Genomic DNA, 14,639 nt, shown 5'->3' with positions numbered 1-14,639 from the left:
AGGCTAGACGAACGTCCGGCCCGTGAGCTTTTCGTAGGCCTCGACATAGCGGCTCCGTGTGCGGGCCACGACGTCGGCCGGCAGCGGAGGCGGGGGCACGTCGGAGGACTTGTCCCAGCCGGACGCGGCCGAGGTCAGCCAGTCGCGGACGTACTGCTTGTCGTAGGACGGCTGGGCTTGGCCGGGCTCGTAGGTGGCTGCGTCCCAGAACCGGGAGGAGTCCGGGGTCAGCACCTCGTCGCCAAGGGTGATGGCGCCGGTGGCGGCGTCCACACCAAACTCCACCTTGGTGTCGGCCAGGATGATGCCGCGGCCCCGCGCGGTGGCCTCCGCCTTGGTGTAGATCTCCAGAGTGAGCTCGCGCAGCCGCGCCGCGACGTCGTCGCCCACCATCTGAACGACGGCGTCGTAGGTGATGTTCTCATCGTGCTCGCCCACCTCGGCCTTGGCCGAAGGCGTGAAGATCGCCGGGTCGAGCCGGGATCCGTCGACGAGGCCCTCCGGCAGCGCGATGCTGCACACCGTGCGGGTCTGCCGGTATTCCGCGAGTCCGGAGCCGGTGAGATAGCCGCGGGCGATGCACTCGACGGGGAACATGTCCAGCTTCTTGCAGATCATCGCCCGTCCCTCCACAGCGGCGGGGACACCGCCGTCGACCGTGGACGCGAGCACGTGGTGCTCCACGCCGAGCTGGTCGAACCACCAGAGGCTCAGCTGGGTGAGGATGCGGCCCTTGTCCGGGATCTCGCTGGCGAGGACATGGTCGAAGGCACTGATCCGGTCGCTCGCCACCACCAGGACGCAGTCGCGTCCCATCCGCTCGGTGATGGCCTCATCCGCCGGAACGTACAGGTCCCGGACTTTGCCGGAGTAGACGTGCTTCCAGCCCGGCAGCTCCAGGGTGGCGGTATCCAGGCCCTTCGGCGCGTCGCCGGACAGGGAGGAATCGGAGCCGGTCATGCTCAGGCCTTCGCTTTCGTCGCGGCAGGAACGCCGGCCGTTTTGACTTTGATTTCTCCGCGGGCCGCCTTGCCGGCGATATCAGTGCGGAACTGGCCGCCCTCCAGCTGGACCAGTTCGACGCCGTCGTACGCCCGTTCCCGGGCCTCGACAAGGTCGGTTCCCAGCGCCACCACGGCGAGGACGCGGCCGCCTGCGGACACCACCTTGCCCTCGGCGTCGAGCTTGGTGCCGGCGTGGATGACGTGGACGCCCTCGATCGCTTCGACCTTTTTTAACCCACGGATCCGGTCACCGGTCCGCGGGGCTGCCGGGTAGTTTTCCGCGGCGACCACGACGGCGACGGCGGAGTCCTTGGACCAGCGCAGCGGCTGGACCTTGTCCAGTTCGCCCTTCGCAGCCGCCATCAGCAGGCCGCCGAGCGGGGTCTTGAGCCGGGCCAGGACAGCCTGGGTCTCCGGATCGCCGAAGCGGACGTTGAATTCGATGACGCGGGTGCCCCGGGCGGTGAGGGCCAGGCCGACGAAGAGCACGCCGACGAACGGCGTACCGCGGTGGGCCATCTGATTGACGGTGGGCTGCGCGATGCGGTCGAGAACCTCCTGGACGAGGCCTTCGGGGGCCCACTCCAGCGGGGTGTAGGCGCCCATGCCGCCGGTGTTGGGGCCTTCGTCGTTGTCGTAAATCCGCTTGAAGTCCTGCGCCGGGGACAACGCGACGGTGTTGCTGCCGTCGCAGAGGACGAATACCGAAACCTCGGGGCCGTCCAGGAACTCCTCGATCACCACCGTGCCGCCGGCGTCAAAGCAGCTCTGCGCGTGGGCAAGGGCCTCGTCGCGGCTGTTGGTGACCACCACGCCCTTGCCCGCCGCAAGCCCGTCATCCTTCACCACGTAGGGAGCGCCGAAGGTGTCGAGCGCATCGGCGGCCTCCTCCGCGGTGCCCGCAACCCGCGCCATGGCGGTGGGGACTCCGGCTTCAGCCATGACTTCCTTGGCAAACGCCTTGGACGCTTCCAGCTGGGCGGCGGCCTGGCTCGGCCCGAACACCAGGATGCCCGCATCGCGCACGGCATCGGAGACGCCCGCCGCGAGCGGGGCCTCGGGTCCTACGACGACGAGGTCGACCGAGAGCCTGGTGGCCAGGGCGGCGACGGCGTCGGGGTCGTTCGCGTCGATCGCGTGCGTGGGGACCAGCTTGCTGATGCCGGCGTTGCCCGGGGCCGCATGGACCTCCGAAACGTTGGGGTCGGCGAGCAGGGATCGGACAATGGCGTGTTCGCGGCCGCCGGGGCCGATGACGAGTACCTTCACAGTTCTCAAGGGTACTTTGTGGACTGGGCAGGCTCCTAAGCTGTGACCGCCGCTGGACATGCCCAGTCTTGGCGCGCATCGTCACGGGACATGCCCAGTCCTTGCCGCGAGCGCGGGGCATGCCCAGTCCTTGCCGCGAGCGCGGGGCAAGCCCAGTCCTTGCCGCGAGCGCGGGGCAAGCCCAGTCCTTGCCGCGAGCAACGGGCACAATGGCATGATGCCCATCCCTGGACGCAGCGGGAGAACATGCCCAGTCTTCAGGCCCGTGACCACGGGATATGTCCACTCCTAGGCGTGAGCGGAGGGCATGTCCGGTGGGGCAGGGACAATCCGCGGGGCCTGCAGCTACGAAGAGCCTGTATGAAGAAGCCCAGCACCCAGAAGCCGTCCCCGCAGCAGCCCCGGCAGCGGCATGGGGCCGCCACAGCCCTGGCCGGCGTGGCGGCGGCGGGGGTGGTCCTGTCCGTGGCCGAACTGGTCGGCGCCTTCTTCACGGCCCGGGCAACACCGCTGATCGCCCTTGGGTCCACCTTCATCGATTTCACGCCGCCATGGATGAAGGACTTCGCGATCGCCACCTTCGGGACCAACGACAAGGCCGCGCTATTCGTCGGCATGGCGGTGACCATCCTGGTGCTCGCCTGCGTGCTCGGCGTCGTCGCTTACCGCAAGTGGGCCCTGGGCGTAGCAGGCGTGCTGTTACTGGGAACCGTAATCGTGGCCAGCGTGGTCACCCGGGCGAGCGTCAGGCCGCTGGACGCGATTCCCTCGCTGATCGGCACAGCCGCCGGGCTCATCGTGCTCCGGCTTCTGGTCAGCCGGCTATGGCGGATGCGGGCATGGCCGGACGTGGCCGCCGACGCCGCCGCGAAAGAACCGGACCGGCCCGCCACCAGCCGGCGCGCCTTCTTCGGCGGGATCGGCATCACCGTGACGGCCTCGGCCGTCGCCGCGGCCGGGGGCCGCCTGCTCAGCGCAGCCCGCAGCAACGTGACCCAGGCCCGCGAATCCCTCAAGCTGCCCGCGCCGGCCAGGGCGGCCCAACCGGTGCCCGCCGGCGTGCAGTCCAAGGCGCCGGGCGTCACACCATGGCTGACACCCAACAAGGATTTCTACCGCATTGACACCGCCCTTAGCGTGCCTGAAATCAACGCCCGGGACTGGGAGCTGCGCGTCCACGGGCTCGTCGAGCGGGAGGTCCGACTCACCTTCCAGGACCTGCTCGACGCCGAGCTGATCGAATCGCACGTAAGCCTGACCTGCGTCTCCAATCCGGTAGGAGGTAACCTCGCCGGCAACGCGAAGTGGCTCGGCCTGCCCATCCGGGAGGTGCTCCGGATGGCCGGACCGAAGGATGGCGCGGACATGGTGCTCTCCACCTCGATCGACGGCTTCAGCGCTTCGACGCCGCTGGAGGTGCTGCAGGATGACCGTGACGCCATGCTGGCCATCGGGATGAACGGCGAGGCCCTCCCGCTCGAACACGGCTACCCGGTGCGCATGGTGGTGCCCGGGCTCTATGGTTTCGTCTCGGCCACCAAGTGGGTGGTGGACCTTGAGGTCACCCGCTTTGCAGACAGCAAGGCGTACTGGACCCAGCGCGGCTGGTCCGAGCACGGCCCCATCAAGACCATGGCCCGCATTGAAGTTCCCAAGTCCTTCGCCCAGGTCCCCGCCGGGCGGGTGGCTATCGGCGGCACCGCCTGGGCCCAGACCCGCGGCATCACCAAGGTCGAGGTCCAGGTCGACGACGGCCCCTGGACCGAGGCGACGCTCTCCGACGAAGCCTCGCTCATCACATGGCGGCAGTGGTCTTTCGACTGGGACGCGACTCCGGGTCCGCACTACCTGAAAGCCCGGGCCACGGATGGCACGGGTGAAGTCCAGACGGGAAAACGTGCTGATCCGGTTCCCGACGGCGCCTCGGGCTGGCAGTCGGTCATGGTGACCGTGCAATAACGGGAGTATCCCCGGAGGCACCATAGACTTGCGATATGCCCCTGAATTCGCACGCCACCTTCACCGTCGAGTCCGCCGTCGAACTGGCAGTGGTGGAACGCAGCGGTTTCGTTGAGTCCCGCCACATCGGCTCCGCCGTCGTGCTGGCCGCCGACGGCACCGTGGTGACCGAACTCGGCGACATCACCAACCCGATCTTCGCCCGGTCAACCCTCAAGCCGCTGCAGGCCTTGGCGGCGATGCAGTCCGGCGTCCCCCTCCGCGGAGCGCAGGTGGCGATTGCCTGCGGCAGCCACGTCGGCTCCCTGGATCACATGGATGTGGTCGAGGGCATGCTCAAGGCCGCCGGGGTGAAGGAAGAACAGCTGCAGTGCCCGGCGGACTGGCCGCAGGACGAAACCGCCAGGAACTGGCTGGTGCACTCCGAACGCGGCAAGTCGCGTCTGGCCTTCAACTGCTCCGGCAAGCACGCCGCCTTCCTGTGGGCCTGCACGGAGAACGGCTGGGACACCCACAGCTACCTGGAACCGAACCATCCCCTGCAGCAGCGGATCCGGTCTGTCATCGAGGAGTACTGCGGCGAAAGCATCGCCCACCTCGGGATCGACGGCTGCGGCGCCCCGGTGGCGGCCGTATCGCTGACGGGTCTGGCACGGGCATACTCACAGCTGGCCAAGGCCCCCGGGGACAAACACTCTAACGCCCGGGCCGCCACCATCGCCACGTCCATGCTTGACTACCCGTGGGCGGTGCAGGGCCGCGGCGAGTCGAACACCATCGTCATGGACGAGCTCGGGGTCCTCGCCAAGATCGGCGCCGAGGGCGTCCTGGTGATGGCCACGAGCCAGGGCGTCTCCGTTGCCGTCAAGGTCCTCGACGGCAACATCCGCGCCACGACGCTGGTGGGCCTTACGATGCTCGCGGCCGCCGGCGCCGTCGAAATCCCGGAGGTCTCCAGCGTGCTGGAGAAAGTTGTGGACCCTGTGCTGGGCGGCGGCCGGCAAGTGGGCAAAATCCGCTTGGGGCGCGCTGTCTCGGCGCTGCTGGACTAGGCGGGACCGTGGCAATTCAACGACGCCGGATTGCAGTCGAGGAAGGCCGCTCGGCGCTGGCCGCCTGGCGTCAGGCCGGCACCCCGGATGCCACCCCGGGCAATGCGGGCACCGTCCCCCGCATCACAATCGCGACGGCGGTGCGCTACTCACTTGAGGAGGTCACCGCCCGGGCACCCGGCAATTCCGTCGAGGTCCGGGTCCCGCCGTTCGGTGTGACCCAGTGCGTGCAGGGTCCGCGCCACACCCGCGGCACTCCCCCGAACGTCATCGAGTGCGACGCCGCCACGTGGCTTGCCATGGTCTGCGGACACCTGAGCTGGGCCGACGCCGTCAGCAGCGGCAGGGTGGCCGCCTCGGGACTGCGCGCCGACCTGTCCGGGCTGCTGCCGCTTTAGCGTGGGAGCCTCAACGGGCCCTCCGGAAGCGTGGAGCGGCCGGCTTATCCGCGCCCGATGAACGGCATGCCGGAGGCCGTGATCACGACGGACCCGACGCTTGCCGACGGCGGCATTCCCGCCATCAGCAGCACTGCGCGGGCGGCGTCCGCCACCGGGAAGGTCGGCTCCACGCGCCGGCTGCCGTCGGCCTGCAGGGCGCCGGAGCCGACGCCGATCGTGTCCATGAGCTCGGTGGCCGCGTTGCCGATGTCGATCTGCCCGCAGGAGATGCCGAACCCGCGGCCGTCCAGTTCGATGCTCTTCGTCAGTCCCGTCATGGCGTGCTTGGTGACCGTGTACGCCACGGTCCGCGGCCGCGGCGCGTGCGCAGCAATCGAGCCGTTGTTGATGATCCGGCCGCCCTGCGGGGACTGCGCCTTCATGGCCCGCACCGCAGTCGCGGCGCAGAGCATGGACCCGGTGAGGTTGACTGCCACCGTCTCGTCCCAGTCCGCGAGGCTGATTTCGTCCACTGATGCGGCGGGCCCGAACACGCCCGCGTTGTTGAACAGGACGTCCACCCGGCCCCACTGCGCGAGCGCCGCGGCGAACAGCCGCTCGACGTCGTCCGGCACCGTGACATCGCAGGGCACGACGAGCGCCTGGGCATGGCCGGCGGCGGTCTCCTGCAGCGGCGCCTCCCGCCGTCCGCCGAGCACCACCCGGTATCCCTCGGCCAGCATCAGGCGGGCCACCGCCCGGCCGATCCCCGATCCTGCGCCGGTGACGACGGCGACGGGGCCGGGCTGGTGCAGACGTGTCATGCGGAACTCCTCGGTGCTGGTGAACGGAATGGTAGCGGCCCGGACTTCCCGACCCGGGCCGATGGAGGCTTTACTGCAGTTCGGGAGCTTGCCGCCGGTGCGATCCGACGCGGTACCCGGACCAGAAGGCAAGGATCAGCAACCCCAGGCTGATCATCGCGATTCCCGCCCAGGCCTCGGGTCCGATCATAACGAGGCCCTGGAGCTGGAACGTCTGCTGTGACAACGGCGCATAGGCAAACCAGCCGAAGTTCTCTGAGCGCACGGGCAGAGACGTGAGAATCAGTCCGGCCAGGAGCAGCAACACGGCCAGCAGCGGCGCCGCCAGGTCCGCCGCGAGCTTCCTCCGGCCGGGACCTGGCCGGTGTTCCCCCACTGGATTCATGGACTCACTCTAACGCCGCCCGGGCACCCCGGGCTGGCGTCCGCCCGTGGCGACCCCGGGCTGGCGTCCACGTCGTACAGTGAACCATGGCAACCACCGCGGGTGACGTCTTGCTGGGCTACCTCAGGGAGCAGCTCGGTGAATTGCGGCGGCACGCACCGGAAGCCCGCGAGGGCCAGGCGGAAGCCGTGCACCAGATGCGGGTGGCGGCCCGCAGGCTCCGGTCCCTGCTGGGCAGCGGCCGGAAACTGTTCGCCACGGCAGAGCCTTCGGACGTGCGCGCCGAGCTGCGTTGGATCTCGGTGGAGCTCGGGGCTGCGCGTGATCCCCGCGTGGTCCAGGCGAGGCTCCGGGACCTGCTCGCCGCTGAACCCGGGGACCTCGGCCACGGACGCCCGGACCGGAAAATCGACGAGGAGCTCGACGCGGCGGCTGCGGCCGGACACCAGGGCGTCGTCACGGCACTGGACAGCGAGCGCTACACCAGGCTGATCGCCCGCCTGGAAGTCCTGCTCAGCGTCGGGAAGCTGTCGGACCGGGCCTCGCGGCGGCCGGGCAAGGCTTTCAAGAAGATCCTTGCCCGGGATACTGCCCGCCTGGACCGTGCGGTTGCCGGGCTTCCCGCAGCATCACCCGGCAACGTCCCTGCCCGGGCCGCGGGGCTACACGAGGTGCGGAAGGCGGCTAAGCGGCTCCGCTATTCAGCGGAACTGGCGGCCACCGTCAGCGGCGCCGGCAAGCAGGTGCGGAAGAGAGCCAAGGCCGCACGCCGCATCCAGACCATCCTGGGCCTGCACCATGACACCGTGATGGCCCGGGCCCTGCTCGCCGAGCTAGGCCTGCGTTCCCTGCCCGCCGGAGAGAGCGGGTTCAGCTACGGCCGGCTGCATGCCAAGGAGGAGGCCGTGGCGGCCGGTGCAGAAGCCGACTTCCTCAAGGCCTGGCGGAGGTTCCCCCGCAACGGGTAGCGCACCGCCGTCGTCCGTCCGTCAGTCCTGCTGCCGCCGGGCGCTGAGTTTCCCGATCATGCTGGCTCCCAGGTTCTCAAGCAGATCCCGGGGGGATGCGTAGATTTCGACAGCTCCGGCGTCGCGCAGTTCCGCTTCGCTGGTGCCGCCGCTGGTGAGTCCGATTGTCGGAATATCCAGCTTCCCGGCAGCATAGATGTCCCAGACGGCGTCGCCCACGTAGACGGAGTCCGAGGCCTGCACGCCGAGGGCTTTCAGGGCAGCGACGAGGATGTCCGGGGCGGGCTTGCTCTCCTGGGCGTCATTGGAGCTCGTGGCCGCATCGATGAAGGCGTCAGCCCCGATCGTGGCGCGCAGGGCCTCGAGGTCACGCTCCCGGGCAGACGACGCCAACGCCACGGCGAGCCCGTTTTCGTGGCACTGCGCCAGCAGTTCCTTGGCGCCGTCCAGCGGACGCAGGGACGGCCAGAAGGTGGAGAACACCGCCGCATGCGAGGTCATGATCGTGCTGTCCTCGGACGTATCCCGGTCCGCGGGGAGCAGGCTGTCGAGGATCCTGTCCCCACCCATTCCTACCGAGCGGTGGATGCTGGCCATCGGAACGTCATAACCCGCCTGGCGGAAGGCACGCCACCAGGCCAGGGTATGGATATAGGACGAATCGACCAGGGTTCCGTCGACGTCGAACAGTACCGCCGCCCTGCGGCCGCCGCCGTGCTGCGGCGAGCCGTCTCCTGCGGTCTCAGCGGTGCGCACGGGCCCTCTTTCCCGCCGAAAGTGCCGCCCCGCTCAACGAAGTGCCGCGGTTTGCTGCACCCGCGGCCCTCCGGACGCTTCGCGGCAACATGCCCTTGGCCGCTGGCTGCCCATCCATGCTGCGGTCCCTGATCAGGCCCGTTCCGGCAATCTCACGGGCTTTTGCCACACCGGCGACGGCGGCCCGCTTGGTGGGGAAGGTCACCGAGATGGCCAGCAGTTCTCCCACGCCGTCCAGCATTCGGATCCGGTAACCGCCGTCGGGCGCGTCCACGAGCTCGAAATGTCCAGCCATCGCATACTCCTTTAGTCTTCTCCCCATCTTCGGTATTAGTAAGTATACTTACGGACGGGCCCGCGTAAACCCGCGGGTAACCAGAAGGTAAACAGCCGTCAGCCGCCCGCCAGCGGGGTATCGCTGCGGTGCACGGCATCCTCCTGCAGTTCCAAGGCACTCAGGACCAGGGCGAAGTGGCTGAACGCCTGCGGGGTGTTGCCCAGCTGCCGGCCCTCCTCGACATGCCATTCTTCGCTGAGGAGCCCGACGTCGTTGCGCAGCGCCAGCAGCCGCTGGAACAGCTCCCTGGCTTCGTGCCGCCGGCCGGCCCCCAGCAGTGCCTCGACGAGCCAGAACGAACAGGCAAGAAACACCCCCTCGCCGCCCGGCAAACCGTCGTCGCTTTTGGCCGGCTTGTAGCGGCGCACGAAGCCGTCGTGGGTGAGCTCCCGCTGGACGGCATCGATTGTTCCGATCACCCGCGGGTCATCCGGCGGCAGGAAACCCACCCGGGGGATGAGCAGCAGGCTGGCGTCCACCTCGGAGCTCCCGTAGCTCTGCACGAAGGTGTTGCGTTCGGCGTCGAAGCCTTTCTCCATCACCTCCTCGCGGATGGTGTCGCGAAGTTCCTCCCAGCGGTCGGCCGGCCCCGGCAGGCCGAAGTCCCGGACACCCTTGACCATGCGGTCCGCCGCCACCCACGCCATGATTTTGGAGTGCGTGAAGTGCCGCCGCGGCCCGCGCATTTCCCAGAGACCGTTGTCCGGCCAGGTCCAGGCCTTCTCGAGGTGTTCCATCAGCGCCACCTGGAGGTCCCAGGATTCATCCGTGTGCTCCAGGAGCGAGTTCCTGGTCAGTGACAGGCAGTCGAGGACTTCGCCCCAGACATCCAGCTGGAGCTGCCCGGCTGCGGCGTTGCCGGTACGCACCGGGTAGGAACCCTCGTACCCCCGCAACCAAGTAAGTTCGGTTTCCGGCAGCCGGCGCTCGCCATGGATGCCGTACATGATCTGCAGGTCCGCAGGGTCTCCGGCCACCGCCCGGAGCAACCAGTCCCGCCACGATGCGGCCTCCTCGGTGTAGCCGGCGGCCAGCAGGGCCTGCAGCGTCAGGGTGGCGTCGCGGAGCCAGCAGAACCGGTAGTCCCAATTGCGGATGCCCCCCAGTTCCTCGGGCAGCGAGGTGGTGACGGCAGCCACGATCCCGCCGGTGGGCGCGAACGTCAGTGCCTTCAGGATGATCAGCGAACGCTGGACGACTTTCCGGTACGGGCCGGTCACGGTGCACCGGTCGGCCCACTCCTGCCAAAAGGATTCGGTGGAGGCCAGGACCTTCTCCGGGTCCACGGTCCGGGGACGCTTCAGATGGCTCGGCGTCCAGGTCAGCACGAACGGCACCCGCTCCCCCTCGTGGACGGTGAAGTCGCTGAGCGTCTTCATGCGCTCGCCCCGCAGCGGCGCGTCCGTCACGAGATAGGCGGCGTCCGGTCCGGCGACCGCGTGGATTCCTTGTTTGTCGTGGCGGACCCAAGGGATGATGTGGCCGTAATCGAAGCGAAGGGACAGCTCGCCGCGCATCCGGACAGAGCCGCGGACTCCCACCACGATCCGCACGATGTCCGCTACCCCGTCGCGCGGGGGCATGAAGTCGATGACCCTGACTTTGCCCGTGGGGGTTTCCCACTCCGTTTCCAGGATCAGCGTCCCCTTGCGGTAGTGCCGCCGGGTGCACTCCCCGCCGGTTTCCGGAGCCAAGAGCCACCGGCCCGCCTCCGGCGTGTCGATGAGGGCGTTGAAGCAGGCCGGCGAGTCGAAACGCGGCAGGCAGAGCCAGTCGATCGAGCCCTCGGTGCTGATCAGGGCAGCGGTGTGGAGGTCGCCGACCATTGCGTAATCCTCGATACGTACCATGGGACTTACAGTGCCACACGCCGTTGGCCGGGGCTAGGATCCAAGGAGGCCGGACCACGTTCCCCGATGGCAACGGGCCGGGCAGCGCAGGACGCCCCGCAACCCAACGGGCGTAGGGACGGAGGCAGGGACAGGGTGACACTGCAGATCGGCACTTCCGGCTGGAGCTACGACCACTGGGAACACGTGCTCTACCCGCCGGGCCTCCCGGCGCGGGACAGGCTGGCGCTCTACGCGGCGAACTTCACCACGGTGGAACTGAACGCAAGCTTCTACCGCTGGCCGCGCGAGGTCTCCTTTGCAAGCTGGCGCCGCCGCTTGCCCGAGGGCTTCCTCCTGTCAGCAAAGGCTCCCCGCGGCCTGACGCACGCCAAAAAACTGTACGCGCCTGAAGTCTGGGTTGACCGGATCGTCCGCTGCTGGCACGAACTGGGCGACAAGCGGGCCATTCTGCTGGTCCAGCTGCCGCCGGCTTTCGCGCGCGACGACGCCCGGCTGGATTATTTCCTCTCCGCGCTGCCGGAATGGATCCGGGTCAGTGTCGAGTTCCGCCACCCCAGCTGGGACCACCCTGAGGTCTATGCGCTCCTGGAACGGCACGGAGCCGCGTACTGCGTGATGAGCGGTGCCGGGCTGCCCTGCATCCTCCGCGCCACGGCGCCGTTCGTCTATCTCCGCCTGCACGGACCTGACCACCAGCACCTCTACGGTGGATCGTATTCTGACGACGAACTGCGGTGGTGGGCGGACCGGATCAGGGAGTGGCGCGGTTCCGGAAGGGACGTTTTCGTATATTTCAACAACGACGGCGGCGGCAACGCCGTGCGCAACGCCTTTACCCTGCGGCATCTGCTTCAGGGGGCCTGAACAGGCTGTTGTTCCTCCGGCGCGAGAGCTAGAAGGCAAAATCCTCATGGTGGAGTTGCCGCCGGGGCAGGCCGGCCTCCGTCAAGGCCGTCGTCACTGCGGAGGAGAACCGGGGCGACGCGCATAGGTAGACGTCGCGGGCCACAAGATCCGGGACCATGGCCTCCAGGCTTTGGGCGGTTATCGCGTTCCGGGGGTCCGACGCCGGTCCCGTCAGGAAGATCAGCCGCGCACCACGGTGCCGGGCGATGTATTCGAGCTCATCCCGGAAGAGAATCTCGTCCGCCGAGGAGGCCCGGTACAGCAGGGTCAGTTCGTTTCCGGCGACCGGCAGGGTCTCGAACAGGGCGCGCATCGGGGTGATTCCGACCCCGCCGCCGATCAGGAGGACTCCCCGCCCCTGGCGCCGCTCTTTCGTCATGGCACCGTACGGACCTTGGGCCAGGACTCTTGTACCTGTCCGTACGGAGTGGATCAACTGCGTTCCGTCGCCCACCGCTTTGACCGTTATCCGCAGAAACTGCTGATGGGGCGGGGCAGAAAGTGAGAAGGGGTGCGACGACGGCCACAGCGTCCTGGTCAAAAACCTCCAGCGGAAGAATTGCCCCGATTCAGCGTTGAGCTCGTCGAGGTGACGGCCCCGAAGGACGATGCTGACAACTCCGGCTCCCTCATCGACAACATGATCGACACGCAGCCGGTGGCGCCAGACCTGTGTGAGCGGGGCCAGAACCCGATATCGCAGGACCAGCCCGAAGCTGAACGTGTAGAGGAGGCTCCAGGCCACCTGGACGAAGGGAAGACCGGCCAAGTCGGGTCCAGCCAGCTCATGGGAGAACGACAGGGCGATCGCCAGGTACGTCAGCAGGTGAAGCAAGTGCCAGGTCTCGTACCTCAGCCTTCGGCGCGCGCCCTGCGCCGAAGCGATTCCCACGGATAGAAAGACCGCCGTTCCCACTGTGGCCGCGACAAGTCCCGGCATGTGGAGGACGTCGACGGTTGCGGCCCATAATGAGGAGCCCCGGCCCATTGCCCAGGCCGCGGTCGCGGCAAGGCCGTGGATGAGGATCAGGCTGACTATGGCCCTGCCGCCAGTCCCGTGCCATCGGGCCAGCCGGTCGGCACCGACTCCCCGTTCCAGGGCGGGGGCGCGGGACATCAGGGCCACCATGACCGTTACCCCGTATCCGGCAAACAGGCCGGACACGTGGGCCAGGAGCGGCAGGTTGAACCGCAGCGGTTGGGGCGCACTGATCCCGGCCAGCGCAACGGCCGCGGCGGCGCCGGCCGCAATCAGCCAGAGCGCCACAGCCGGCGGGACGCTCCGCGCGGCAGTCTTCGCGGACACCTCGGCGTAACTTGGTCCGTTCCATCGACGGTCGGCTGACACTGTCATCGTCTTCTTTCTTCAGGCGGCCGGGTGGCTGCGATCGCCTGTCCATTGTTTGGTGGGTATTGCTCAGCGTCCTCCCCTGCCGCGGCCGCGGGCGGCCCTGCCCCTGGCGGGTTCGGGGAGGGCTTGTTCGTCCGGTGCGGCAAGTACAGAGGAGCTGTCGGGGGCTGCGCTGCCGGAGAGGGGAACGGGTTGCACCGGCGAGATGGCGGGTGCGTTGAGGCCGAGCTGCAGACCGGTGATGGCGGCAGCGCCGATGACCGTGATGGTCAGTGCCTGCTGGAGTCTGCCCCATACCTGCGGGCGACGTCGTGCTGGCGCCCAGGCTGGTCCGCGTCCTGGACGCTCGGGCGCAGCCGCGCTCACCTTCGGTTCCGGCCGGCCGCGAGCGGGGACGCGGTCCCAGCCGTGTCCGCAACCGCGTCCGGCGCTGCCGCGGTCGAAACCGGCCAGGTAGGGCCGACCACAGCGGTCAACGCCATGGCTACCAACGCGGAAACAAGGCCCGGGCGGCCGGTGGTCAGCGGGGCAATGGGGCGGTAAGTGATCATCAGGGTCCTCCTTGGAGCGGGTGTTCCGGCAACCGCTGTGCTGCGGTTGAGTCGTTGGGACTGGCACGGGGCGGGGTGGTCCGAAATACGCGGCTAGAGGGAGGTTTCCGGGCGGACGGCAGCAGCGCAGCGTCCGCCCGAAGGTGCCCCAGGATCAGTGGCCGTGCTTGCCGCCTGCTTCGGTGGCGGTGATGGTGAAGTTGGCGTCGAGCTTGACGGTGGCGTGGGTGCCGTCGGCCTTGGTGATGTGGGCTTCGTAGGCGGCGCCGCCGTCGCCCTCGGTTTCCATGCGGTTGACGGTTGCACCGGCATTGGCGGCCAGCACCGCGTCCTTGACCTTGGTGGCGGTGTCACCGGTCAGTTCCGTTTCGTTCCCGCCCCCGCGGCCACCCTTGCCGCCGGTTTCGGTCGCGGTGATGGTGAAGTTGGCGTCGAGCTTGACGGTGGCGTGGGTGCCGTCGGCCTTGGTGATCTGGGCTTCGTAGGCGGCGCCGCCGTCGCCCTCGGTTTCCATGCGGTTGACGGTTGCACCGGCATTGGCGGCCAGCACCGCGTCCTTGACCTTGGTGGCGGTGTCACCGGTCAGTTCCGTTTCGTTCCCGCCCCCGCGGCCACCCTTGCCGCCGGTTTCGGTCGCGGTGATGGTGAAGTTGGCGTCGAGCTTGACGGTGGCGCGGCTGCCGTCGGCCTTGGTGATGCGGGCTTCGTAGGCGGCGCCGCCGTCGCCCTCGGTTTCCATGCGGTTGACGGTTGCACCGGCATTGGCGGCCAGCACCGCGTCCTTGACCTTGGTGGCGGTGTCACCGGTCAGTTCCGTTTCCTTCATGTTGCTTGAGCCGTCGGACGCTGCGGTTGATGTGTCGGTGGTGGCGGCGTTGGCCGGCAGCGCCATGGCGGTGAGGGCGCCGCCGCCGATGAGGGCACCGATGAGGGTGGCGCCTGCCGCGATTTTCCGGACGTTGTTCACAGTTATGCTCCTTGCTGGTTCCACTCCGGATTTCGAAGTTGTTCCTATCTTTGAATGGGACCCTGTCGGACCACTTT

At 68.4% G+C, this 14,639-nt stretch carries 16 protein-coding genes; 5 read left to right on the top strand and 11 right to left on the bottom strand.

What is annotated here, in order from left to right:
- Positions 1–3: 3 nt before the first annotated feature.
- Both QFZ65_RS04605 and purD read right to left on the bottom strand, forming a co-directional pair.
- Positions 4–960, bottom strand: coding sequence for a phosphoribosylaminoimidazolesuccinocarboxamide synthase (locus tag QFZ65_RS04605; RefSeq protein WP_306908469.1), 957 nt, complete (start codon positions 958–960; stop codon positions 4–6).
- A gap of 2 nt (positions 961–962) precedes the next feature.
- Positions 963–2,273 (bottom strand): phosphoribosylamine--glycine ligase, encoded by a 1,311-nt coding sequence (purD, locus tag QFZ65_RS04600; protein WP_306908468.1) that lies wholly within the window; start codon positions 2,271–2,273, stop codon positions 963–965.
- Positions 2,274–2,633: 360 nt separating this feature from the next.
- Between purD and QFZ65_RS04595 the strand changes: the two genes are divergently transcribed.
- The 3 genes from QFZ65_RS04595 to QFZ65_RS04585 are packed head-to-tail and all read left to right on the top strand — an operon-like array spanning position 2,634 to position 5,682.
- A complete protein-coding gene (locus QFZ65_RS04595; protein ID WP_306908467.1) occupies positions 2,634–4,232 on the top strand; it encodes a molybdopterin-dependent oxidoreductase in 1,599 nt (532 codons plus the stop codon).
- 35 nt (positions 4,233–4,267) lie between these two features.
- Positions 4,268–5,284 carry an asparaginase gene (locus tag QFZ65_RS04590; RefSeq protein WP_306908466.1) on the top strand — a complete coding sequence of 339 codons (1,017 nt, stop codon included), beginning with the start codon at positions 4,268–4,270 and terminating at the stop codon, positions 5,282–5,284.
- An 8-nt stretch (positions 5,285–5,292) separates the two neighbouring features.
- Positions 5,293–5,682 carry a sterol carrier family protein gene (locus QFZ65_RS04585; protein ID WP_306908465.1) on the top strand — a complete coding sequence of 130 codons (390 nt, stop codon included), beginning with the start codon at positions 5,293–5,295 and terminating at the stop codon, positions 5,680–5,682.
- A 44-nt stretch (positions 5,683–5,726) separates the two neighbouring features.
- On the opposite strand, the gene QFZ65_RS04580 is transcribed toward QFZ65_RS04585, so the two are convergent.
- Both QFZ65_RS04580 and QFZ65_RS04575 read right to left on the bottom strand, forming a co-directional pair.
- The gene (locus tag QFZ65_RS04580; protein ID WP_306908464.1) at positions 5,727–6,488 is read right to left on the bottom strand and encodes an SDR family oxidoreductase; all 762 of its coding nucleotides are present in this window, start codon (positions 6,486–6,488) and stop codon (positions 5,727–5,729) included.
- Positions 6,489–6,558: 70 nt separating this feature from the next.
- Entirely contained in the window at positions 6,559–6,873 is a 315-nt protein-coding gene (locus QFZ65_RS04575; protein ID WP_306908463.1) for a hypothetical protein, read from the bottom strand.
- An 86-nt stretch (positions 6,874–6,959) separates the two neighbouring features.
- Here QFZ65_RS04575 and QFZ65_RS04570 point away from each other — a divergent pair, with 86 nt between their 5' ends.
- Entirely contained in the window at positions 6,960–7,841 is an 882-nt protein-coding gene (locus QFZ65_RS04570; protein WP_306908462.1) for a CHAD domain-containing protein, read from the top strand.
- A 21-nt stretch (positions 7,842–7,862) separates the two neighbouring features.
- On the opposite strand, the gene QFZ65_RS04565 is transcribed toward QFZ65_RS04570, so the two are convergent.
- From QFZ65_RS04565 to QFZ65_RS04555, 3 genes are all read right to left on the bottom strand, one after another.
- The gene (locus tag QFZ65_RS04565) at positions 7,863–8,597 is read right to left on the bottom strand and encodes an HAD family hydrolase (protein WP_306908461.1); all 735 of its coding nucleotides are present in this window, start codon (positions 8,595–8,597) and stop codon (positions 7,863–7,865) included.
- Complete coding sequence (locus QFZ65_RS04560) at positions 8,584–8,892, bottom strand: hypothetical protein (protein ID WP_306908460.1); 309 nt, start codon at positions 8,890–8,892, stop codon at positions 8,584–8,586. Before QFZ65_RS04560 ends, QFZ65_RS04565 begins: the two co-directional genes overlap by 14 nt.
- A 98-nt stretch (positions 8,893–8,990) precedes the next feature.
- Positions 8,991–10,784: a glycoside hydrolase family 15 protein gene (locus QFZ65_RS04555; protein WP_306908459.1), complete on the bottom strand. Its 1,794-nt coding sequence runs from the start codon at positions 10,782–10,784 to the stop codon at positions 8,991–8,993.
- Positions 10,785–10,919: 135 nt separating this feature from the next.
- Here QFZ65_RS04555 and QFZ65_RS04550 point away from each other — a divergent pair, with 135 nt between their 5' ends.
- A complete protein-coding gene (locus QFZ65_RS04550) occupies positions 10,920–11,651 on the top strand; it encodes a DUF72 domain-containing protein (RefSeq protein ID WP_306908458.1) in 732 nt (243 codons plus the stop codon).
- A 28-nt stretch (positions 11,652–11,679) separates the two neighbouring features.
- On the opposite strand, the gene QFZ65_RS04545 is transcribed toward QFZ65_RS04550, so the two are convergent.
- The 4 genes from QFZ65_RS04545 to QFZ65_RS04530 all read right to left on the bottom strand — a co-directional run bounded on the left by QFZ65_RS04545 (position 11,680) and on the right by QFZ65_RS04530 (position 14,562).
- Positions 11,680–13,047 (bottom strand): ferredoxin reductase family protein, encoded by a 1,368-nt coding sequence (locus QFZ65_RS04545; RefSeq protein ID WP_306908457.1) that lies wholly within the window; start codon positions 13,045–13,047, stop codon positions 11,680–11,682.
- Between the two features lie 63 nt (positions 13,048–13,110).
- Positions 13,111–13,410 (bottom strand): hypothetical protein, encoded by a 300-nt coding sequence (locus tag QFZ65_RS04540; protein ID WP_306908456.1) that lies wholly within the window; start codon positions 13,408–13,410, stop codon positions 13,111–13,113.
- On the bottom strand, positions 13,407–13,595 hold the full coding sequence (locus QFZ65_RS04535) for a hypothetical protein (RefSeq protein WP_306908455.1): 189 nt from the start codon (positions 13,593–13,595) through the stop codon (positions 13,407–13,409). Before QFZ65_RS04535 ends, QFZ65_RS04540 begins: the two co-directional genes overlap by 4 nt.
- A 154-nt stretch (positions 13,596–13,749) precedes the next feature.
- Complete coding sequence (locus QFZ65_RS04530; RefSeq protein ID WP_306908454.1) at positions 13,750–14,562, bottom strand: hypothetical protein; 813 nt, start codon at positions 14,560–14,562, stop codon at positions 13,750–13,752.
- Between the last annotated feature and the right edge of the window lie 77 nt (positions 14,563–14,639).

Origin of the sequence: Arthrobacter sp. B3I9 (assembly GCF_030816935.1) — a bacterium.
Classification (GTDB): Bacteria; Actinomycetota; Actinomycetes; order Actinomycetales; family Micrococcaceae; genus Arthrobacter.
Note: the sequence above shows the minus strand (reverse complement) of the source record. Positions and strands in the feature narration are given on the sequence as shown.